Source organism: Rhodococcus koreensis, from assembly GCF_017068375.1.
GTDB lineage: Bacteria > Actinomycetota > Actinomycetes > Mycobacteriales > Mycobacteriaceae > Rhodococcus_F > Rhodococcus_F koreensis.
The window spans coordinates 84,435-104,834 of the sequence record NZ_CP070612.1 but is presented as its reverse complement, the minus strand read 5'-3'; the positions used below and the strand labels follow the sequence as shown (position 1 = coordinate 104,834).

20 protein-coding genes and 1 pseudogene are annotated in these 20,400 nt (G+C 65.6%); 1 reads left to right on the top strand and 20 read right to left on the bottom strand.

Going from position 1 to position 20,400, the window contains the following annotated elements; translation table 11 throughout:
* Positions 1–96: 96 nt before the first annotated feature.
* Together JWS14_RS51090 and nrdH are read right to left on the bottom strand one after the other, a co-directional pair.
* Positions 97–483 (bottom strand): hypothetical protein, encoded by a 387-nt coding sequence (locus JWS14_RS51090; protein WP_241031952.1) that lies wholly within the window; start codon positions 481–483, stop codon positions 97–99.
* Positions 484–728: 245 nt separating this feature from the next.
* Positions 729–932: pseudogene (nrdH, locus tag JWS14_RS49495) on the bottom strand (glutaredoxin-like protein NrdH); the annotation flags it as partial.
* 503 nt (positions 933–1,435) lie between these two features.
* On the opposite strand from nrdH, the gene JWS14_RS49490 reads away from it, so the two are divergent.
* Entirely contained in the window at positions 1,436–1,696 is a 261-nt protein-coding gene (locus tag JWS14_RS49490) for a ribbon-helix-helix protein, CopG family (protein ID WP_241031951.1), read from the top strand.
* A gap of 498 nt (positions 1,697–2,194) precedes the next feature.
* Here JWS14_RS49490 and JWS14_RS49485 read toward each other — a convergent pair whose 3' ends face one another.
* From JWS14_RS49485 to JWS14_RS49400, 18 genes are all read right to left on the bottom strand, one after another.
* Positions 2,195–2,692 carry a hypothetical protein gene (locus JWS14_RS49485; protein WP_206017413.1) on the bottom strand — a complete coding sequence of 166 codons (498 nt, stop codon included), beginning with the start codon at positions 2,690–2,692 and terminating at the stop codon, positions 2,195–2,197.
* Between the two features lie 103 nt (positions 2,693–2,795).
* Positions 2,796–3,644, bottom strand: coding sequence for a DUF4913 domain-containing protein (locus JWS14_RS49480; RefSeq protein WP_206017411.1), 849 nt, complete (start codon positions 3,642–3,644; stop codon positions 2,796–2,798).
* Positions 3,641–5,587 (bottom strand): type IV secretory system conjugative DNA transfer family protein, encoded by a 1,947-nt coding sequence (locus JWS14_RS49475; protein WP_206017409.1) that lies wholly within the window; start codon positions 5,585–5,587, stop codon positions 3,641–3,643. The genes JWS14_RS49480 and JWS14_RS49475 overlap by 4 nt, the downstream gene beginning before the upstream one ends.
* On the bottom strand, positions 5,587–6,240 hold the full coding sequence (locus tag JWS14_RS49470) for a hypothetical protein (protein ID WP_206017407.1): 654 nt from the start codon (positions 6,238–6,240) through the stop codon (positions 5,587–5,589). Before JWS14_RS49470 ends, JWS14_RS49475 begins: the two co-directional genes overlap by 1 nt.
* 98 nt (positions 6,241–6,338) lie before the next feature.
* On the bottom strand, positions 6,339–6,893 hold the full coding sequence (locus tag JWS14_RS49465) for a hypothetical protein (protein WP_206017405.1): 555 nt from the start codon (positions 6,891–6,893) through the stop codon (positions 6,339–6,341).
* A complete protein-coding gene (locus JWS14_RS49460) occupies positions 6,890–7,564 on the bottom strand; it encodes a hypothetical protein (protein WP_206017403.1) in 675 nt (224 codons plus the stop codon). The genes JWS14_RS49465 and JWS14_RS49460 overlap by 4 nt, the downstream gene beginning before the upstream one ends.
* A gap of 32 nt (positions 7,565–7,596) precedes the next feature.
* Positions 7,597–9,207 carry a M23 family metallopeptidase gene (locus tag JWS14_RS49455; RefSeq protein ID WP_206017402.1) on the bottom strand — a complete coding sequence of 537 codons (1,611 nt, stop codon included), beginning with the start codon at positions 9,205–9,207 and terminating at the stop codon, positions 7,597–7,599.
* 2 nt (positions 9,208–9,209) lie between these two features.
* The gene (locus JWS14_RS49450; protein ID WP_206017401.1) at positions 9,210–9,488 is read right to left on the bottom strand and encodes a hypothetical protein; all 279 of its coding nucleotides are present in this window, start codon (positions 9,486–9,488) and stop codon (positions 9,210–9,212) included.
* A 1-nt stretch (position 9,489) separates the two neighbouring features.
* On the bottom strand, positions 9,490–11,271 hold the full coding sequence (locus JWS14_RS49445; RefSeq protein WP_206017399.1) for a helicase HerA domain-containing protein: 1,782 nt from the start codon (positions 11,269–11,271) through the stop codon (positions 9,490–9,492).
* Positions 11,272–11,275: 4 nt separating this feature from the next.
* Positions 11,276–12,811 (bottom strand): SCO6880 family protein, encoded by a 1,536-nt coding sequence (locus JWS14_RS49440; protein ID WP_206017397.1) that lies wholly within the window; start codon positions 12,809–12,811, stop codon positions 11,276–11,278.
* Positions 12,808–14,601 carry a TrbL/VirB6 family protein gene (locus JWS14_RS49435; protein WP_206017395.1) on the bottom strand — a complete coding sequence of 598 codons (1,794 nt, stop codon included), beginning with the start codon at positions 14,599–14,601 and terminating at the stop codon, positions 12,808–12,810. Before JWS14_RS49435 ends, JWS14_RS49440 begins: the two co-directional genes overlap by 4 nt.
* The gene (locus tag JWS14_RS49430) at positions 14,595–15,500 is read right to left on the bottom strand and encodes a DUF8175 domain-containg protein (protein ID WP_206017393.1); all 906 of its coding nucleotides are present in this window, start codon (positions 15,498–15,500) and stop codon (positions 14,595–14,597) included. Before JWS14_RS49430 ends, JWS14_RS49435 begins: the two co-directional genes overlap by 7 nt.
* Entirely contained in the window at positions 15,497–16,120 is a 624-nt protein-coding gene (locus JWS14_RS49425; RefSeq protein ID WP_206017391.1) for a DUF8175 domain-containg protein, read from the bottom strand. The genes JWS14_RS49430 and JWS14_RS49425 overlap by 4 nt, the downstream gene beginning before the upstream one ends.
* A gap of 49 nt (positions 16,121–16,169) precedes the next feature.
* A complete protein-coding gene (locus tag JWS14_RS49420) occupies positions 16,170–16,433 on the bottom strand; it encodes a hypothetical protein (RefSeq protein ID WP_206017389.1) in 264 nt (87 codons plus the stop codon).
* Complete coding sequence (locus JWS14_RS49415) at positions 16,430–16,723, bottom strand: hypothetical protein (protein WP_206017388.1); 294 nt, start codon at positions 16,721–16,723, stop codon at positions 16,430–16,432. The genes JWS14_RS49420 and JWS14_RS49415 overlap by 4 nt, the downstream gene beginning before the upstream one ends.
* Positions 16,720–17,382: a hypothetical protein gene (locus tag JWS14_RS49410; protein ID WP_206017386.1), complete on the bottom strand. Its 663-nt coding sequence runs from the start codon at positions 17,380–17,382 to the stop codon at positions 16,720–16,722. Before JWS14_RS49410 ends, JWS14_RS49415 begins: the two co-directional genes overlap by 4 nt.
* Positions 17,379–18,653, bottom strand: a complete 1,275-nt coding sequence (locus JWS14_RS49405) for a MinD/ParA family ATP-binding protein (protein WP_206017385.1) — start codon at positions 18,651–18,653, stop codon at positions 17,379–17,381. The genes JWS14_RS49410 and JWS14_RS49405 overlap by 4 nt, the downstream gene beginning before the upstream one ends.
* Positions 18,654–18,663: 10 nt before the next feature.
* Positions 18,664–20,286 carry a cutinase family protein gene (locus tag JWS14_RS49400; RefSeq protein WP_206017383.1) on the bottom strand — a complete coding sequence of 541 codons (1,623 nt, stop codon included), beginning with the start codon at positions 20,284–20,286 and terminating at the stop codon, positions 18,664–18,666.
* Between the last annotated feature and the right edge of the window lie 114 nt (positions 20,287–20,400).

Genomic DNA, 20,400 nt, shown 5'->3' with positions numbered 1-20,400 from the left:
TCGGGATCTGACGCTCCTCGGCAGAAGATCGATCAAGCGGGGACAAGATCGATCTCGATTCTCGGGCCCGCAGCTCATCCCCTGCCGGCAGTGTTGCTACTTGGCGTCACCATGTGCGCCGAAGTAGAAGCCCAATGCGGTGCCCGCGAGAGTGAAGACCGGTGTGATGAGGACCGGGAGTTCCTTCAGCTCTGGGATGGTAAGCCACCCGAAGGTAAATGAGACAAGGGTGGCCAGAATCATCAGCGCCAGCAGAATGAGCAATCCCCAGGCGATGTATCGGCGGGTCTCGTCGGTGTGTGTGGGTTGCTCCTTCAATCCCGGCTTTCCCGGCCGCGCCAGAAGTCCGCTGGGCGCCTCCGGTGCGGGTTTACCGGCGTCGCCTCGGTCTGCGCCGCCCGCTTCGATGCGAGAGATCTTGTTGAAGTAGTCGACGAGATTATCTCCCGGCTTGGGCTCAGGCTGGTCGCTTTGGTCAGGCATCGCTAGTCCTCCTCAGCCCACTGCACGAACATCCCTAGCCGACCGAACGGGTCGGGCTCTTCGTCCTCGTCGAACGAGTACGAGCTCACAGGCTCGGTGTGCCGGACCGCGGAGAGTGGAGATACAGGCCGCCCAGACGTCGGCGGAGGCTCCACCGTCTCGACGAATGAGTACAACTCGAGTGACTCGATGTCCTGAACACCGACGGGTTGACTCCGAAATTGTGCAGGCAGTACCGCCGTCGCGCTACGAATGCGGTCGGGGCGGAAGCCCGACCAATGCTCGTCACCGGCGACGACGACGGGCGCCTGTAGGTATCCCAGCGCCATGACGTAGTCCCGGGCTTCGGGGTCTTCGGTGATGTCGACGACGGAGTATTCGATGCCCGCCTTGTCGAGGGCCAGGTAGGTGGCATTGCACTGAACGCAAGCGGGCTTGGCGTACACCACGGTGTCGTTCACGGGTTGGCTCTTTTCGTCGCGTGCGGAAGGCGAACTCCGCGCCTTCTCGCCTAGATGCTGTTCATCATCAGGATTCTCGCTGGAGCAGCAGGTCATCGTCGGGGTCGTCCTTCCTGGCCCGCCGCTTCCCCGCCGAGGGCTCTGTACTTAGGAGTGTACCACGACCATGTACACCGAGTGCGTATGCAGCCAACACGATGGATGTACGCTTTGTTGATGAGGTACACATCAGATACACATCTGATACGAATTTTTATTGCACCCAGGGTGCATTTGGGTATAACCTAGAAACCTAGTTGGAGATTGACCGACACCAGCTGGAGCAACACCGACAAGAAGAGATTGACACCCCACCCCAACGGCCGAAAGGTCAGAAATAACCGGTTCCTACCCGGGAATGTCGAGTCCCGGAAGTAAGAACTGTGATGCGCAGAGCCAAGCGCAAAGACCTCGGGGTTCACCGGCTGAGTAGCCGGGAAAGTGAGCAGAACATGAGTGAGATGAACCAAGGAAAGGCCGCCACCCAACCTGAGTCGACGGCACAGAAGTCGATTCGATTGAGCGTGAACATGAACACCGAGACAGCTGAAGCCCTGCGCGAAATCGCCGAGGCTTACGGCATCTCGGTCACAGAAGCCGTCCGACGGGCCGTCTCGGTGGCTCACTTTGTGGAGGAACAGACAAGACAAGGGAAGACCGTGCAGATCGAGGATCCGAAGACTGGCAAGGTTCGGGAACTCGTAATGATGTGAAAGCCCCTGTCGTACTGTCTCTTTGAATCTTCACTCCTTCGTCCCACACTGAAGAGTGTGGGACGAAGGAGTATCTGTAGGTCTTCACGGTCGCCCGCGGTGGGTTCGCCGGCGAGCTGCACCGCATTGGTGTCTTCCCCGCGGTTCGTCCCCTGTACCTAATCTTGTTCTCCTTCGCCCTCGCGAGTAGCCATCCGCATGTCGAGGTGTCAGGCAGGGCCTGCTCAAAACTGCGTCGGCACGCCTCTCTGGGCGTGCTCGCTGAGTTGAATCCTGTAGTGGTCCTTCGGTGCTCAAAACACTACACCTAGTGGCCGACAGGAACACTTAACCCGAGATGTTGTGAGTCACATTGATGAACTTCCCAGGTCATCGAGCTGAGGAGCGGAAATTTCAGCGCCGTTCCGGCGTGTCGCACATCACAAATTTATGATGATGCACGTCACTCTATGGTGACGCCGAGGTGCGGGAGGCACTTGCGGTGTAGGTCCGTGCGAACTAGCCGGTTGCAGAATTCAGCCGGGATTGGCACTGGTGGCTGATGAACAGGTGGATCAACAGCTGCGACAACAGCACACCGGTCTGATCGGCAGCCGAGAGTTCAGTGACGCCGTAGTCGTCCTGAGGCGTTCGTTCAGGGTCGAGGTGATCCCGCATCAGCTCTCTCGATACGGGCAGCGGACCGAGATGCAGGCGCAATCCGGGACTGAGGTGCGCGAGTGGATCGAAGCTGTCGAGGAATCCCCACTGAACGCCGTCGAGGACCGCATCGAAGAAGCGGCGGGTCACCGCGGCGCTCTGTTTTGCCACGTACCGCGCCAGGTCGGGGCCGAACCCGTACTGGATGAACGCCGCTGCCCCAGTCTCGTCGCCGAACAGATCATCCAGCGAAACGCTGGTGCCAGCCGGATTGGCGGTTATTCGTTCGAGTGTCTTGTCGGCGTTCGTGTACGTCTGGCCGGGGTCGAGGAAGATCTTGCTCGGGTCGCTGGGCATTGTGGTTCCTTCCGTTGGTGGGTGGGGCACTGTGGCAACGAGGTTGGGGCACTGTGACAAATTTGGGCAGGCCGATACAACTGCGTGTCTGACCTGCGGCGACTCACGGAGTGAGGTGGTTCGGCCGGGTCCATCCCTCGGGTAGTTCGTCTACGGGCAGCGGGCCGTGGCCACGCCAGGTGCCGTCCTCGTCAGCTCCGCTCATCGGTCCGGTCTCTCCGTCGAGCAGCACTCTTAGGGTCGGGTCGCAGTGGCGCAGCCACCAGTTCGACATTGCGGCGGGGTCATCGGGTGAGGCGCGGGCATCCTCGAATGCCCACCACAGCGCGGTCAGGCGGGAGACGACTTCCTGGTGCCGCCACCAGCGTGGATCCCAGGACAGGCCGTGGCCGGGCTTTGGGTCGATCTTGCGGTTGACGACGTCGCAGAGATACCGCTCCACGAAATCCTGCACCCGCGTGAATGCTGGGGCTGGTAGGTCGTCGGCGTCCTCGCCCACCGGTGTCGGTTGCGGATTCGGCAGGTCGGCCAGATCGTCGCCGACCCACCCGTCCGGGACCGGCTCCCACGCAAGGGAACCGTGACCGCGCCAGGTGCCGTCCTCATCGGCCCCGCTCATAGGTCCGGTCTCCCCGTCGAGCAACACCCGAAGGTGCGGCTCGCAGTGATCGACCCACCACCCGGACATGGCGGCGCGGTCTTCGGTTCGCCGGCGAGCACCTTCCCACGCCCACCACAGCGCTGTCGTACGGGCGATGACTTCGTTGTGCAGCCACCACTGCCGATCCCATGACAGGCCGTGACCTGGCTTCGGGTCGATCTTGCGGTTGATCACGTGGACCAGGTATCCGTGCACCCACTCGTCGACGGATCCGAAGGCCGGCTCGATGGCCGGTTCGTCGTCGAGGTCGTCGAGCTCGAGGGCTTCGTCGAAGAAGAGGTCGTCGCTCACAGTCGCACCTTCGCCTCTTCGATCGATTCGGCCTCGACATAGCCGTTGCCGTCGTCAAAGTCGTCATCGTCGGTGCCGTGCAGCAGCTTGTGCACCAGCTCCGGGCTTCCGGCGTAGCGGGCGATCGACTGACGGATCGTGTCCGCGTCGTCGGTCTCCCACCAAAACACCTTCTCGACCAGGACCGGAGGATTCGCCGGAAACGACACGATGGCACGCGACTTCGGCAGAGCGGCGAGGTCACTGACCGCCATGATCGGCCGCTCCTGCCAGCTCTGCGACGAGCCCCCGCCCCCGCGGCCAGCGCTGCGGGTCGTGGCCTGCACCTCATGGGCGCCGATCTGGTTGGAAAGAGCCGACAGATACTGCTCATCCTTGATGTTGCCGCCGTAGAAGTGCACCGCACCGGCGATCATCGAATCGAGCTCCTCCCGCCCCCAAACCCGGGCCCCCTGCTGCGGTGACTGCAAGATCGCGATCGGAATGACGGCACGGCCTCCGAAGTGCGAGAACTGGTCTGGAAGCTCCTTGAGGAGCACCGTGTTCGCGGCCTCGTCCAAGACAGCCACCAGCGGAACCTCCAGGCGACCACCGGAGGTCTTCACGGTTGGCTGCGGCAACCACCCCGGCCACCACGACGGCATGCGCTTCGGGTACTCCTTGGCCTTGGTCTGCGACGCCAGCGCCATTGCCGCCTCGAAGATCTGCCCGACCAACGCGGTGGTGAGAGGTGCGGCCGAATCGGCGCCTTCCATCGACAACGCGTAGAGCGTGTCGGAACTGGCCGCGAACGCAGCCGGATCGAACTCCTCCAGATCATGCGTTGCGACGTCGTGGCTCACGGTTACGGTGGGCTTGCTCTTCTTGTCCGTGGCGTCGACCTCGATCTTCGCCCGCGACGGCGGGGTGACGGCGGCCGCGTACTCGTCGTCGGAGAGCACATCGAGGAACCTGCGAGCCATGTCGAACACGCCGTCTCGCTGGCGTTCGGTCAACCCCTGGATCTCCCGGACGCGTCCCGCGGCACGGACTTTGCCGTGCGCGGTCAGGATCTGGCATGGGGTGTCGTCCTGGTCGCGGCCCAACCAGGTCGCCACATGCAGCAGGTCACCGCCTGCACACCCGGCGGCCAGGCAGTACAGCGCGAGCAGTTCCTTCGCGCTGCCGTCGAAGTAGGAGTCGACCCGCGCTCCCTTTGCCGTGGACGCGGAGACGAAGAACGAGGCAAGTTTGCGGGCTTCGGCCATCTTCGACAGCCCCTTGAGGGGGTTCCACCAGAAGTTCATCAGTGGCTGGCCGGTCACGCCCTGTAGGTCGAACACCCACACGCGGCCGCTCTTTTCCCGCCCCAGCCTGGTCAATGCGTAGAGGTCGGGTTTGTTGCTGGTGATGATGGTGGGGCCCGGTGCGGCCAGAGCCGCCCGGACGGCTACCGCCACCGTCTTACCCATGCGAGTGCCTGCCAGGGCGACCATGACCATCTCCCACGACAGGTACACCGGCCGGTGCCCACGCACGGTGTACCCCAGCAGGATCCCCCACGACCGCGGATCCTTCTTCTCGAATTGCGGCACCAATCGCTGGGACTCGCTGCGGCCGACGCCACGCAGTTTGCCCGGCTCGACCATCGTCTTCGCCGCCCCATCGACTGAGGTACGGCCGCGCATTGTCTTCACCGCCACCAGTACGAACACCGCGAGCAGGGTGAGGCCCACCGTGATGGCGATGGCGGTGGACTGCCACGGCCACGGCCGCTTACCGGTCACTGCCTCCACCAACCCGTTCACCGGGTTCCCGCTGGTGTCGAGTCCGGCGAGCGATGACCCGCCCCACCATGCGCCGAGCGCGGTGGCCACCAGGGCCAACGCGATGCCGACCAGGGTGAGCTGAACGGCCTCGGCCGACGACGACTGACCTGACCCTGTCCTGCGTGCGCGCGCCATTACGCCCCCACCCCGGGAGCCGCGAGGAGGTACACACCGACCAGCAGGCCGATCGTCAGCACCGAGAACAGCCCTCCGAAGATGAACGCGGCCATGCAGAAGGTACGAGCCTTCTGCCGAATCGGGTGGGTCCGGAAGCGGTTAGTGCCGACCGCGAGGGCGAGCAGCACGATGGCAGGTGCGTAGAGCACCGCTGAAGCAACTCCACCGAAGTGTGCAAGCCACAGCCCCGAGGCGGCCGCTTTACGCTGAGCCTCGGCGGGCACCCAGTCGGCGAAGTTCTCGCGGGCGACGATGTGCGCATAATCGGCGGTGGCCCACCAGAAGTACGCGATGATTCCGCCCATGAGAATCACCGTGGCGGCCGTGACGATCAGGTCAAATCTGCGGACGGGGATACGGTCCCCGAGTGCCCGCCGAACTCCAGCGCGGGCGTAGTTTTCGAGTGCACGACGGGGAGCTGGCCGCTCGGTCCTTTCGGTGAGGTCGGTCAAGCTCACCACGGCATGCGCCCGCGCAAGGAGGATTTCATCCTCCCGCAGCTGCGCACCCGCTTCGGTGCTGTAATCGCGCTGCACCTCGTCGATCGCGTGCTCCCATTCCTCTCGGTCGACCGTCTCGACCGGAACTGTCTGCTTCGGCTGTGTCTTCATGAGAATCACTGCTTTTCCTCAACTCTCGGTAGGTCGGTCACTTGTGCCCAGCACGTGCGGTTCGCGAGCGGCGTGGGCCGCGGTCACGTCGGGTGGAGCTAGCTGGGGGCGAGGTTGTATTCGGTCAATCGCCATCCGGTGTCGGTGCGATCGACAACCGCCCTGACCTGGTGAGTGGCATATGGTGTGGTGCTGCCGTCGCCGTGCAGCACCGTCTGGGTCAGCGTCACCGGCAGCACCTGGCGGTCGGCGGTGGTCAGGATCGGTGCGGATGCTTCGGCTGTGGCCGAGACGATGTCGCCGGATTCCTTCCACGGCTGCCACTGCGGAAGGGGGCGGATACCGGTGGCCGGCGGTTGCTGAGCTTCGGCGGCGAGGTCGCCGCCGAGCCAGGGAAGCGCCCGGGTCACCGCAGCGCCAGGTGAGGGGTCGGTGACCGGCTGCCAGGAGAACATCGCCGCCAGAGCTCGTTCGGCGACGATGGCCGGTTCGGCGTTCGCCGGATCCTCGGTCTCGACGTGGGTGTGATCGTCGTGGCCGGAACCGGCGTCAGTCTCGGAGCCCTCGTTGGTCGCCACGATCAGCACCACGGCAACGGCCGCGACGACGAGCACTGCGATCGCGACGAGGACCGCGATCGGTCCGCGTCTCATGAGGCCACCGCCTCATCGGCGACGAGAGTGCGCAGGTCCGTCTCCCGCCAGGACTTGTAGCCGGGTTCCCGGCACCATTCGGCGGCCGGATTGTCCTGGTCGATCTCGATCGTCACGTTCACGTGTGCGCCGAGTGCCGATCGCGTCAGGCCGGGATCGTCCGCGGCGACTTCGTGGTTGAGTACGTGCAGGGTCAACCGGGCCGCCTCGACGTCGAGTTCCTCGCGCACCTTGCCGGCGATGAACACCGCGAATTCGGCCACCGAGCGGTCCGCCGAGTCCTGGTCCCCGCTCCGGTAGGTCTTGTCGTCGTCGTGGAAGGTGTTGTAGGTGACCACGGCGCCGCCGGGACCGCAGATCGCGAAGCTGTTCACCTCGTCATCGGCAGCAGTCCACAGTTCGACCAGCGGTCCGTCCGCGGCCGCCGCCGCGATCTGCTCGCGCCGCTGCGCATAGGCCTGCTCGCGGAGATCGTTGTAGTCGATACCGAGTTGCTTGAGCAGCTCGGTCTTGAACTTGGGGAACAAGGCGGTCGTGGCCAGCTTGTGCTCTTTCGCCCATGCGTACAGGGCGCCGTGCGAGTCCAGAGCGCGCAGGTCCTCGCTGTGCTCTTTGACGGTGCTTTTCGCCTTCTCCCAGGCCGCTGCGGTGTTGTTGCTCTTCTTCGCCATTTCGGGTCTACCTTCCGTGTCGTTGTGAGCGGTTATGCGACTGCTGCGTACTCGGTGGCGTACTGCTGGATCTGATCGGCGTAGGGGCGGGTCTGGTTGACGTAATCCGGGGACCCGGTCGGGAATCCTCCCGAGGACTGCACGGCACCGAACCCGGCGTTGTAGGCGGCCAGATACAGCTCGACTGCGCCGTTTGGTGCCTTGATCGACTTGTTGGCGACACCGGCATCGACTTGTCCGGCGATCTCGCACATGTACCGTCCCTGCGCCATGACTGCGTCGCCGACATCGAACGGGGACACCTGCCCGTTCCCGTCGTCGTCCTTGCCGTATCCCGGCCAGGTACCGGGCATGAACTGTGCCGGACCCTGCGCCCCGCTGGGACTGATCGCGTTCTTGTCGAAGCCCGATTCCTGCCGGATCTGCGCGGCGATCAGCGGCGGACGGATCTGCGGGCAGATGTTCCCGGCCTTGATCACCCACGGCTCGAACTCCGCGTCGAGCCTGCCCGGCGCCAGGTCTGCTTCCCCGCCGGTCACGGCCGAGTTCGGTCCGCACGGCACCGGCACCGCGCCTGGGCTGCCCGGCGCCCCCGGGGCGGCACCGTAGCTGGTCATCGTGTCGGGTATCCCACCGCCGACGGTGGTGGCATGCACGTGGTCGAAGTGATTCTGAGTGTCCGAGCCGCGGTCCTCCGTCAGGTTCGACGGACCGTCGGCGGGGATGTACTGCTGTCGCCAGATCAGGTACTCGATGTGAAACGCGGCCTTGTTCGCCATCAAGTACTCGACGATGTGGTCACCGAGTTCCTTACCGCCGCCGGTGTTGTAGTCGGGAATCATGATGTCCGCCGCTCGACCACTGGGATGGTCGTCGTAAGCGTCGACGGGTCGCCACCCGCCGATGGTCTTGACCTCGGGGAACTTCTGCGCCACGGCTCGGGCCACCCGGATGGTGTCGACCTGCCAGTGCGCTTCCGATCCCACCGATTCCGGTAGGGGTGGCAGGTCCCCGTCTGCCTGCTGTTGCGGTGCGGACGGTGCCGGTACGGCTCCGACCGGGGCGTCCGGTTCGGCCGCGTCGGCGAGCCACCCGGTCGGGTCGACCGCTTCGCCCCCGTTGTGCCCGCCCTGCCAGATTTCGAAGTGCAGATGGGCTCCACCGGGGCCAGGCGGGGAGACTTCCCCGTTGTACCCGACTTTGGCGATCTGTTGTCCGGCCCGAACCTGGTCACCGGCCTTGACCATCAGGTCTTCCTCGAACATGTGACCGTAAACGCTCGAGAACATCTGCCCGTCGACGTTGTGGTCGATGACGATCCACTGCCCGAAACCCGACGCCGGACCGGACGCAGAGACCACACCGTCCGCAGTCGCGTAGATGGGTTCACCTGCGGCCGAGCCGAAGTCCTGCCCCTTGTGCATCGAGCCCCAACGGGGACCGAACCCCGAGGTGAGCTGATAGGTGCCGTCCTTCATCGGCTTGACCTTGGTCCCGGCCGGAAACGTTGCGGCCGGGGCTCCGCCCGGGGGGCACACCTCGGATTCCTCGTCGCTGGGGAAAATCAGCAAGATCAACGCCAGAATCACGACCACGAACGTGGCGATGAGCGCGACGCCGAGCTTTCCGGCAGGGTTCTTCACGGTCAGTCGCTCCCGTGTCCGAGAACGCCGGCAGCCCTCTGCAACAGGAGTACCTGCTGTTGGAGCGATCGGATCGCCAAGACGGCGTCCGCGGGCAACTGGTCGGTCCGGGCCGCCCCGCGCTCGGCGCGCACCCAGTTACGCAGGGTGGTCACCGGGATACGCAGTGATGCTGCGACCGTCACGATCGCGTCCTCACGGGATGAGGCGACCTTCATCTGTTCATCGACGAGGGACAGGCACTTACTGCGGAAGTCCTCGGTGTATCTGCGACGCGCCATCTCACGCCGCCTCGTCGTAGTACTCGTCGGAATCGCCAGCGAAGGTGTACCGGTAATTGGTGTCGTGGACGCCGGATTCGATCTCCGAGGGCATGAGTACGGTCTGCATCGGGATACCTGGTGCTCCTTGTTCACCGATCTTGATGATGAATTTGCCCTGCCCTGGTGGTGCGCTCATCGACCCGGACTCACCTGTGAGAGCTGACGGCGACGACCAGGAGGTGATGTCGGCGACCTCGGTATCGGTGAACGGTTTGATCTCCGAAAGCCTGCGCATCTCGGCCCGAGGCAATGCCCCGACCACCAGAGCGGCGGCACGCTCGACCAACCCCTGGGCGGTCTGTACATCAGCCTTTCGTGCGAGCGATCGCAGGTCACCGATCGTGTGCGTGCACATCAGCAGCACCGTTCCCCAGGCCCGGTTGAGGCGAGTCAGCTCGTCGACGCGGTCCACCATCCCGACTCCAGCGCGGAGCACCTGCCACATTTCGTCGAGAATCACCATGAAATTTCGCTTGGGTCCGCACTCGGCGTCGGCGAGGTAGTGCGCGGCCTCGGTTGCGGCGAAACCGTGCTCCCAGCAGGCAAGTAGGACCGCGCCTTTGAGTTTGCGGTCGCTGGTGGCCACGCCCGAGACATCCACGCACACCATCGCGGCGTCGACGTTGATCGGGTCGGTGGTCTGCCCGTTGAACACGTCCCCGAACTCGCCCTCGATCAGCGCGTGCAGGGTGCGGCGCAGCTTCTTCGAGTCCTTCCGGTATTCCTGGGCGGTGTCGGACTTGAACGCGTCCCGCAACCGCTCCGAGCCCCGTTCGAGGATTGCCTCAAGGTCCTCGAGCACCGGTTGCGTCCCGTCGGTGAACTGGTCGTCGAGTTCGCGCATCGCGGCTCGCAGTGCGGAGATCTCGAAGTCCTTGATCTCCTTCTTCCCGCGCGTGAGCTGGAGCAACGTAGTCACGCGCCGCAGCCGATCGTTGCGGATCCGCGACTGCACGAGTGCGGCGGTCTTGGCGGCGATCTCGGTGCCCGCCGACTCGAGAGTCGGCAGGATCTGCGCGAGCGGCCCCATGTCGAGCGGGTTGATCTTCCCGCCGCGGCCGAGTTCGACGACCTGCGCACGTTCCGGGCCGACGTCCTCGCGAATCAGTTCGGTCAGCTTGCGGTAGTCCGGGCGCATGTCCCCGAGCACCAGGCAGGACACCCCGGCGTAGATCATCCCGAGGATCAACTTGCGGGCCAGGGTGGACTTGCCGAATCCGGGAAGCCCGAGCAGCATCATCGACGGCTGTTGCAGGAACCGTGCCCGGGTCATCCACGACAGCGGGTCGAAGCACACCGGGGCCTGGGTGTAGAGGTGCTGGCCGAGCGGGACGCCGACGATCGGCGCCCCTGCCCCCACTGGGAACGGCCAGAATCCGGCCGCTTTCGGAGTGGTGGCGCGGAACTCGGTCAGCGGCAGGATCGGGCCGGCCTTGCCGCCGCCCGCCCCGGACAGGCCCCGGTGGTCACCGCGCAGTGTCTCGGCGTGCTGATTGCCGGCGACGGTCTGCGAGCGCGCCTGCGCGTCGCGTCGGAGGTGCATCTCGGCCCGCATCCGGGCCACGACGTTGCCGGACTGGGCTTCTCGTTGCAGCTCCGCGCGTTCGGTGTCATCGAGGAGCGGCGCAGAGGATTCGATGTCCTCACAGCGCTGCCGCTGCGCCGCACTGCGGGCAGTGTGCGTCGCAGCTGAGGGATCGGTGTTGTCGGCGGCGTTTCGCCACGGCGTGGTCAGTTTCATTGCGTCATGCCCCCAGCTTCGACGAGACCTTCGCCGCGTGCGACGGCATCAGCACCCCTACCCCGAGCGTCGCGGCGAACGCGGTGTCCTGGGAGAACCACATCCGTTGCAGCCGCAGTCGTGAACGCACCCCGAGGTCTTTGGTCACCGCGTCCGCCTTCGGCACGTCCGCATCCTCTGGAACGGTGACGGTGACCATCAGGCCCACCATCGTCAGGCCGTGGCCGCGACCCTGGTCGTCGCGTTGTTCCTCGACGTCGTCGAGGCGTTCTTGTGCTTCGAAGCTCGGGCCTGCCTTGCGGAAACGGTTCATGCCGCTCTTGGCGTGCTTGAGGTCGCGTTCGATGATCCGCGCCGATTCCACAGGTGCATGGGGGCGGTAGCAGATCGCGACGCGCTTGCGCATCAGATCCGGGTTCGGGTCCAGCAGGGGCCGCAGCACGGTTTCGACGAAGGCCGACTTCGGTCGTTCGGCCATCTCCCACGTCGTGGAGTAGCAACCGTCGTGGTACAGGGTCGACATCTTGGCCTTCTGCGCCATAGGACCGGCGTCGTCCCAGGTCAACCCGTGTCCCTCGTCGGTCATTTCGGCGAGTTCGAGGTCGTTGACTGCAGCCGGGGTGTAGGCCCGCTTGGTCAGGGTGACGATCTCCTCGGGTGCGAGCAGGCGGGGGTTGAGCTGAGCTTCGTTCAGGACGGTGAGCACGCCACCGAGTCGGCGAGCCATTTCCTTGATCTGCTCGCCCGGATCGTTGCGGCGCGAGTTGGTCGTAGCACGGTAGGTGATCGCGACCCGCGCCCACAGTCGCGGCGATCCGTCGGCGAGATACTCGGCCGACTCGAGCATCATGCGTGCGGGCAGCTCCCCGCCGTAGAGCCCGTCGCCGCCGAATCGGCCGGTCGGGTCGCGGTGGGCGAGGGCACGGACCTCGCGGCGCAGCCGGTTTCCGGTTTCGATGCCGTTCTCGATGATCACGGTCACGCCGTCGACGTCGCCGCCCATCGAGATGAAGTTGACCGCCGACCCCCAGTTGAACACGCTCAAATCGACTGAGTCCTGGTCGATTGCTTCGTTGCCCTGCGGGTAGCACTCGATGACCACGGTGAACTGGTTGGTCTTTGGCATCTGGATCACGCCGAACTTCTGGCGTGCCCGGTGCTGGACCCAACCTTCGTGCAGCACGCTCTCGTACAGCACACCGGGAAGTTTGTTCGTCCCACCGGGGACACGGGAGAATCGCCCTGACAGGTACACGTTCTCACCTCTCGAGATCAGTAGGGACCAGCGGATGAGTAGAGACATCCACTGGTAGAGGGTTTTGCGCTGGAACCGTGCGACGAGCGGAGCGCCGAAGAACACCATCACCGCGGCCATCAGCAGGGCGGACGTCAGCGGGAGACGGGCGAATGCGAAGACAGCGATACCGATGCAGGCAAGCAGGTAGACGCTGGCGACGATGTTGAGGCCGAAGAAGAACGACTCCTTCGGCACCGGGCCGAGGCGAAAGACCTGGCGTTCCCGGGTAAGTGGGCTGGTCACTTGTGTACCTCGTTTCCACCGGTGAACGGCCGGCCAGGGATGTCACCGGCGATGTCGTTGGCGATCGTGTCGAGGGCCTGTCCGCTACGTGCCGCACCAGCCCGGGCCGTTGCCGCGCCGCTGGACAGTGACCGGACACCGCCGCCGGGCCGCGACCCTCCGCCCGGACCGCGTTGGCCACCCCCATACGAGGAGGGACTTCCACTCATCGAGCGTTGACGGGCACCGCCGCCGGTACCACCACCGCCACCGCCACCACCACCGGCGCCACCGCTGCTGTTTCCGGTGGCCCCGCCATGGCTGCGCATTGCGCCACCACTGATGGCTCGGGCTCCGCGGCCCGCGGCCATCACAGCCGCGGATGTTCCGCCGGAGGCGAGCATTCCGGCCATGGCACCGGCCCCGGCCGCGGGGCCAACAACCGCCATCGGACTTCCGGAATTGGACGTCGACACGTTGAGCACCCGCAACAGGGCTGGGAGTGCGACTGCGGCGACGGTCAGCAGGATCAAGCCCTGGAGCTTGGTGACATCGGATTGTGGGTCGGCCGCCCAGAACGCTACGGCCATCACGGCGGCCGCGGCAGGTTTGAACAGCACGAACGCGATCGCCCAGTTCCGCATCTTCTCGTAGGACTGCGAACCCATTTCGGTGCCGGACGCAGCTGCGGCAACCGGCAGCAAACCGACGATCACCATCAAGAACGCCTGCCGAACGACCAGCAGCACCGTCTGCATGAATGCGCCGAACATGCCGAACAGGGCGATGAAAAACACCCATCCCGGTCCCCAGGTCGAGTTGTCATCGATGAGCATTCCCTCGACCTTCGCGCCGAGGTCGGTGCCACCGGATTCGGTGAGCAGCCAGATCGCAATACCGTCGGAGATCTGGATCCCGAGCCCGAGTGCGACACCGAAGACCGTCATCGACATGATCGTGCGAACGAAAGTCCGTACCAGATCCATCGCGGGGATTGCTTCAGAGCCGTTCTGCGCAAGCGCAATTCGGATGCAGGCGACGATGATCGACATCACCAGCACGAATCCCTGAATGGGCAGCATGTACGACTGGAGTACGTCGAGGTACTGCGCATCCGAGAGCACAGGGCTCGGGGTGGTGAACCACCAGTTCAACATCGTGCCCCAGCCGTCTGCGACGCCCGCGACCAGCGACTTGACGTTCTTACCGAACTGGCTGTCCCACATCTTCTGCAATGCGTCACCCGGGTGGGAGACGACGTTGGCGACCTTGCAGACCTGCTCACTGGGGTTTGCGATGAGCTTGCGCACGATCTGCGACGGTTGCAGCCACGATCCGGTGTCCTTGGTCATCGATTCGCAGTACTGGTCGAACCCGAACGTGCCCTCTCCTGGCGCCCCGGTGCCCACCGGAGGCAGCTCGGGGGTCGTCGGCTGCGCCTCTGCCGGGCCGCTCTCGGGAACCGCGTAGGTCGTGGTCGCGCACACCTGAGTCGTGGCGCCACCACCGAGCGGGATCGTGGTGCACGACCCCTGGCCCTGTCGCTCGACAGTGGTGTATCCGGCCGGAGCAGATTTCGCCTGCCCCGCTGCGCCGAGCAGGATCGCCCCCTCCGGCAGGTTGTTCGCTTGCCGGGTCGGCTCGTCGACCAGCGAATATCCCTCGGGTGCGGCAGGAATCCGGGCTGGATCCTGAGCGGCGGCGGTCGCGGCGAACGCCGTGGCGACCGAGGCGGCGACGACCGCCACCAGGCACAACGCCAGTGCCGCATGCACCACTCGACCGACACGTCCCGCCACTGCGGTCACCATGTCGTCCACCCGCTCAGTGAGGTCGATGTGCCGGTGGGGTCGCCGAGCTGTTCGGGGAAGGTCAGCTTCCAGTCACCGTCGACCCAGGAGGCGATCAGCCGGGAGGTCAACCACTGGTCGGTGCCGTCATCGGCCTTCTGCGCGACGCTCGCGTACTCGATCACCGCCATGTCGTCGGCGTATTCGCGGACGCGGAAGGCATCTGCCTTGCTCTGGTGGGACAGCACCGCATCGGACGCCCCGCGATGGTAGGGGCCTTCGGAGTCGAGCTGGGAGTACAGCTCCCGGCGCTGCGAGTCGGACATCACGACCTGACGGTCGTAGATCTTGCGGGCGACCTCGTTGTTCGACGCCCCCAAACGCATCGCGATCTGCCAGGCCGCCAACGCCGCACCCTGCGGGCTATGGGCGAATCCGACTGCGGTCAGCCCGTCCACCGCGATCGGCCCATCCGACGTCGAGAACGGCACGATCGCACCGTCGTTGACCTTCTGCCAGGACACACCGGCCGGGGCTGTGACCGGCGCGGCCGGGCTGTACGGGCCGTGCTCGATCTGGTTCTGCGGAAGCGCCCATCCGCCTGCCCATTTCGGGAGATCGACCCGGCGGCCGAGCCGGTCGACGGTTGGCGCACCGAGCCCTTGCGTCGCATCGTCGGCGCTGTCCGGCGCAGCGGGTGCGGCCGACGGATGCGACGGGACGATCTCGACCGGCCCCCTGCTTTCAGCGGCGTCATCGCCGCCGAACAAGCGCACCGCGACCGCGACGAGTGCGCACGCAACCACCACAACGACGACACCGATCGCCAGGTACGTACCCGTGGTGATCGAGCGGCGCTGCTCTTCGGGATCGGGGGAACCCTGAGAGCCCAGGGAGCCCAGGGAGCCCAGGCGGCTCATCGTGCGGCCTCGAACTCGGTGAACCCGTCCAGGTTCGCGAGAGAGGCCGCGGCGGGTGCCTCACTGTCTGGTCCGGGCAGGACGAGTTTCCAGTCGTCACCGGCCCACACGAGCGTGTGGGTGGTGGCAACGACGGTGGTGTCCGCGCGCTTGCGGGCCAGCTCGACCACGGCCTGTTCAGGCGTGTAGTCGACGACACGGAACCCGGTGATCGATGCTTCGGTGCCGGTCGGAGCCGGTCCGGTGATCGTGATCATCGCCCGGTTGACGGCGTACGTGTCCCGGCCCTCCCCCGGTGCGGCGACCGTATTGGCGACCTGCGGCCACGAGTTGTCCGGGGCCAGTCGCAGACGAGTGATGCCCTGCACGGCAGCGAGGACCGCGCCCTGCGGGGAGGCCGAGTAGCCACGAGCGACATCTCCGTCGATCGTGGACGGTCCGTCGCTGGCGGAGACCGGCAGCGGTACACCCTGCCAGTTCTCCCACTGCACCTGCTGCGGGGCGGTGGTCGTGTCGATCACCTGTTGTTCGGTTCCGGTAGCGGCGTCGTCAGAACCGCACCCGGTGATCGTGAGAAGGATGGTCGCGGCGGTAGCCGCGGCGAAGATGTGCCGTTTCATCGAAATACACTCCGTCCAGACTGAAAAGGGGGCTTGGATCGGTTGAGGGCTAGGACAGGACGAATCCGGCGATCTGGCCGGCCGAGCCGACGGCGATCGCCGAGCCAATGACCCACGCGATCTTGCGGACAACCGCCGTCGTGGGATTGCCGAGCCAGAACACCCACCACAGCAAGCCGGCCCCGGCGAGGATGGCGACCACGAAAATGGCCCCGGCGAAATACACGCCAAACCCGAGGAGCTGCATCATCGGATCGGTCACTTCCTTGGGCAACGGCCTCGTCGGCGGTGCCGGTTGGGTGTGCAGGATCACGACATTGCCCAGGTCACCAGGGCTGCGGCGATCGACATCACGCCAGCACCCCCGACGGCGCCAAGGACGATCTTGATGCCCTTCCCGCTCGTCGCGCCGCGGTCGGTCACGTGGTCGACCCACATCCAGCCGCCGCCGACCATGACGCCCAAGACGGCACCGGCGGTGAGCACCCACAGCGTCACCCCGATGAACTGCCAGAGTTTGCCCCCACCAGGCGGCTGGACCGGATCGGGCTGCGGGATTGCGAGGTAGACCGTGTGGGCGGTGTCGAACAAGGTGTGAATCATCGCTGTCGCTCCTCTGTAGGGGTTTGCAAAAATTGCAGGATGGTGGCGCGGATGGATTCGCCGGCCGCGGCCACCTCACGGGGCACCGTGGTCTCCGGCGGTTCACGTTTGCGGCCGGTGCCGATCGGATCACCAGGGCTCCAGGAGGGAAGCTCGCTCGGGGTCAAGGAGATCCACTGTTCGATCCACGGGATATGCCAATGCCGGTCATCGACCAGACCCGCGACGACCTCGAGGCGTTGGCGCAGCGGCGCTGCGAGCTTTCCGGGCTTGGCTGCCACGGTGACCAGCCCGAGCAGCGTCGTCGGCCCGCCATACCCGGACAGGTGTTGTGTGAGCAGGTCGTGGGCCTGCCCGATTCCGGCCGCGTGCTCGCGGGCCACGACGAGGACAAACGGCGACTCCTCCTCGAACCCGCCAGGAAAGGCGCGCTGGGTATCCCCCGCGATCGACCAGGACGCGGTCAACATCGACACCCCCGCCCCACCGCAGGCACCGACGAGCCACCAGGACGGGGTACGTCGGTCGTCGGGTACGTACACCGGCTCGGGCCAGATATCGGCCTGGCATTCCGGTGGCGGCGGCTCGACCAAGGGATGAGGGGGCAACGCAGGTGCTGCGCCCGATGCGCCGTGCTCGGCGTGCCACGCGGCACTCATTTCGACCACTCCACCAGGGCAGGTTCCGGACGTACCGTGTGCCCGAAGTCCTCGGCCACCAACTGCGCCAGGCCCCGGTACGCATGGCGGGTGGCCGGTTGAAGCCGCTCCCAATAGATTTCCGCGCCCTCATCCAGGTGCCGGTCGAACGGAATCGTCACTACCGCCCGCACACGGCCGTCGAAGTAGTCCCGGACCTGCTGCTCGGACAGCGGAGTCTTCGACTGACCGGAGATCCGGGAGATGACCACCACTGACCGCTGCACAAGCTGCTGGTAGTGATGGGCATCCAACCAATCGAGCATTGCGTTCGTACGGGTCACCGCCGACACGTCGAGCTTGGTCGGTGCGATCAGCGAGTCCGTCAGATCGAGAACGCCGCACATCACCGGGTGGGTGATGCCGGTGCCGCAATCCGACACCAGCACCTGGTAGTGGTCCTGCAAGATCGTCATCGCCTGCCGGTAGTCGCTCTCGCTCAGCGCTTCCGACCGGGCCGGGTCGTCGTGTGAGGCGAGTACCTGCAACCCGGTCTCGGCCTCGAGCGTGTGTGCACGGACGTCCGAGTAGCGATCGTGTCGGGTGTCTGCGATCAGGTCGTAGATCGTCGGTGCGTACCCGGCGCGGGGGCCGACCTGCGCGATCCGCTCGGCCAACACCCCCGCGTCCGGATTGGCGTCGACCGCGAGCACCCGGTCGCTGCGCACCGACGCGAATGCGTGCCCGAGTGCAATCGACACCGTGCTCTTGGCGACCCCGCCCTTGAGGCCGGCGACCGTGATCTTGTGGTCACTGCGAATCGGTGCGGCGATGCGCATGTCGATCTCATGCTCGCGCACGTCCGCGGGATTCTCCCCCGCGTTGATCGTCTTGAGTGACGCCATGAACAGCGCACGCCGCCAGCCTGACCTCGGCACCGGCTTGACCTGCTCGACGACCAGGTCGTTGCGCTGGCCCAGGCGCGGAAGCTTCGCAGCGTCGGTGGGCACCCGCACCGGTGGGCTTACCGGCAAGGGTGAGCCCACCGAGACCGAGGACACGCCGACCGCAGCGGCGTCGGGTGCGGTGTCGTCAGCCGCGAGCGGCTTCGGAGCGGCTGTAATGTCTTCCCGCTGCGAGTCGTTGTGCTCAGGCGACACGTTCATCGCCGCTCGATCGTCACGGAGCGGGAAGACCCGCCCGGTCTCGGAGTCTTCGTCGAGATCGTCGTTCCACTGCGCCGGGAGCTGCGGCTCGTCGTCGCGTAACCCGTCCATCCAGTTCTGGCTCATCTGTGCTCCCTCAATTGCCTGGTGTCAGCCAGCCCGACGAGTCCTCGTCGGTGGTAGAGACCATCAGCCACGGATCCTGTGGCGTCGAGGACGTCGGTACCGCCGTCTCGGACGAGGCCGGTTCCGGTCGGGCATAGGCCGGTGCGACGGAAACCGGTGCGGTGAAGTCGTATGCCGCCGCTGGCTGTTGCGTTTCCGGCTGCGACCACTGCAAACCCGGAAGGCCCTGGTACGAGCCCTGGCCAGTGACCGGGACAGTCCGCGAGAACGCCCCGGACGCTGCTGCGGGCAGAGAAGACCCGGCCTCCAGGTCACGAATGACGGCCTTGATCCACTCGGTGGCGAACGTCAACCACGTCCCGCCGCCGGAGGTGACCGCGTCGCGCTGATACGACTCGTGATTCGCGCGCACCGCCCAGTACTTGACGTCCGTTGCCATCTCGACCAGGCCGGCGTTGTCGGTGAGTTCGTTCTGAATGACGGTCTGCACTGCCTTCGCGGTCTTGTTGGTGATGTTCGCCGGAAGCAGCTGCAAAGCAGCCTCCCCCGCCCTCGCCGCCAACAGTGCGAGACCAGCCGCGGGATTCGCCAGCCCCACGGCGGCGACCTGAGCGATGTTCTCCATCGTCACAACGTTTTTCACGAACGCGACCGCGGTGTTGATCCCGATCCCGAGGACCTTGTCGATCGCGGCGAACGCGTCGACCTGGTGCTCCGGGTTCGAGGCGTCGGCTGCGCGGTTCGACAGTGAATCCTTCGGCCGGTAGTCCAGACCGCGGGTCGTGCCATCCGCGGAGACGATGTCGTTCTCGATCACATCGGCAGTCATCTTCAGCGCGGTTGTGCCCAACACTTCCGACGCAGACATCAAGATGCCCACCGGGTCGCGAGTATCGAGATCCATCCGGCCCGACACGTTCGTCACCAACCTCGCCAGCGGAGCGTCCGCAGGTGTGTCGCAGGCAAGGTCCCCCGCAGCGCACGCCGACGCCACCCGGCCGGTCAGCGCACCGAATGTCTTCGGAGTCTCCGCGGTCAATGGCGCGATGCCCCCACCCGTGGTCTGCCCGGTGGCGGCCGGAGCGTCGATCCGGGCAACCTCGCTGCCGCGGGTACCGGGCGCCGGATCGGGATGCTGTTGGGAGACAGGACGTCCAGGGAAGATCCCGTCACCCTGGTCGCGGGTCGGGTCCGAGAACAGCATTCCCATCGCGACTCGCGACGGTGCGATCGGACCCTGACCAGCCCCAATGAGACGCAACGCTGTCGACGCGACGTTCGCGCCTTGTGAATAGCCGAGGAACCCGAACTTCGTGCTGGGGCACTTCGCGGCTTCGTCTGCGACGACTTTCAGCGTGTTGTCGACGCCACGCTGGTACGAATTCTCGTAGGAGGTCCCGGCGAGTCCGTAGTCGGCAGGATAGGGAACATAGGTGCGGGCGAACTGGTCCGAGTCACTGATTCCGCCGAACTCGCTGAGAACGGGCAGGATCGCCGCCGACAAGGTGCCGGTGTCCTGCTTGGGGTCCGTGCCCTCACTCGACTCGGTGGTGCCCTGCGTGACGATCACGTGCAGCATCGGGCACCCATCGCTCTGCGCGTTCGCCGCACCCGGTGAGGTTGTGGTGGTCACCTTCGACCACGGATCGTTCCCTGACGTCGGGCCGGAGCTGGTCGGCGTAAGTGACCCTGTATCCCACGGGTCGGTGGTGGTCGTTGTGGGCCACTCGCTTGGCGTGACCGGCTG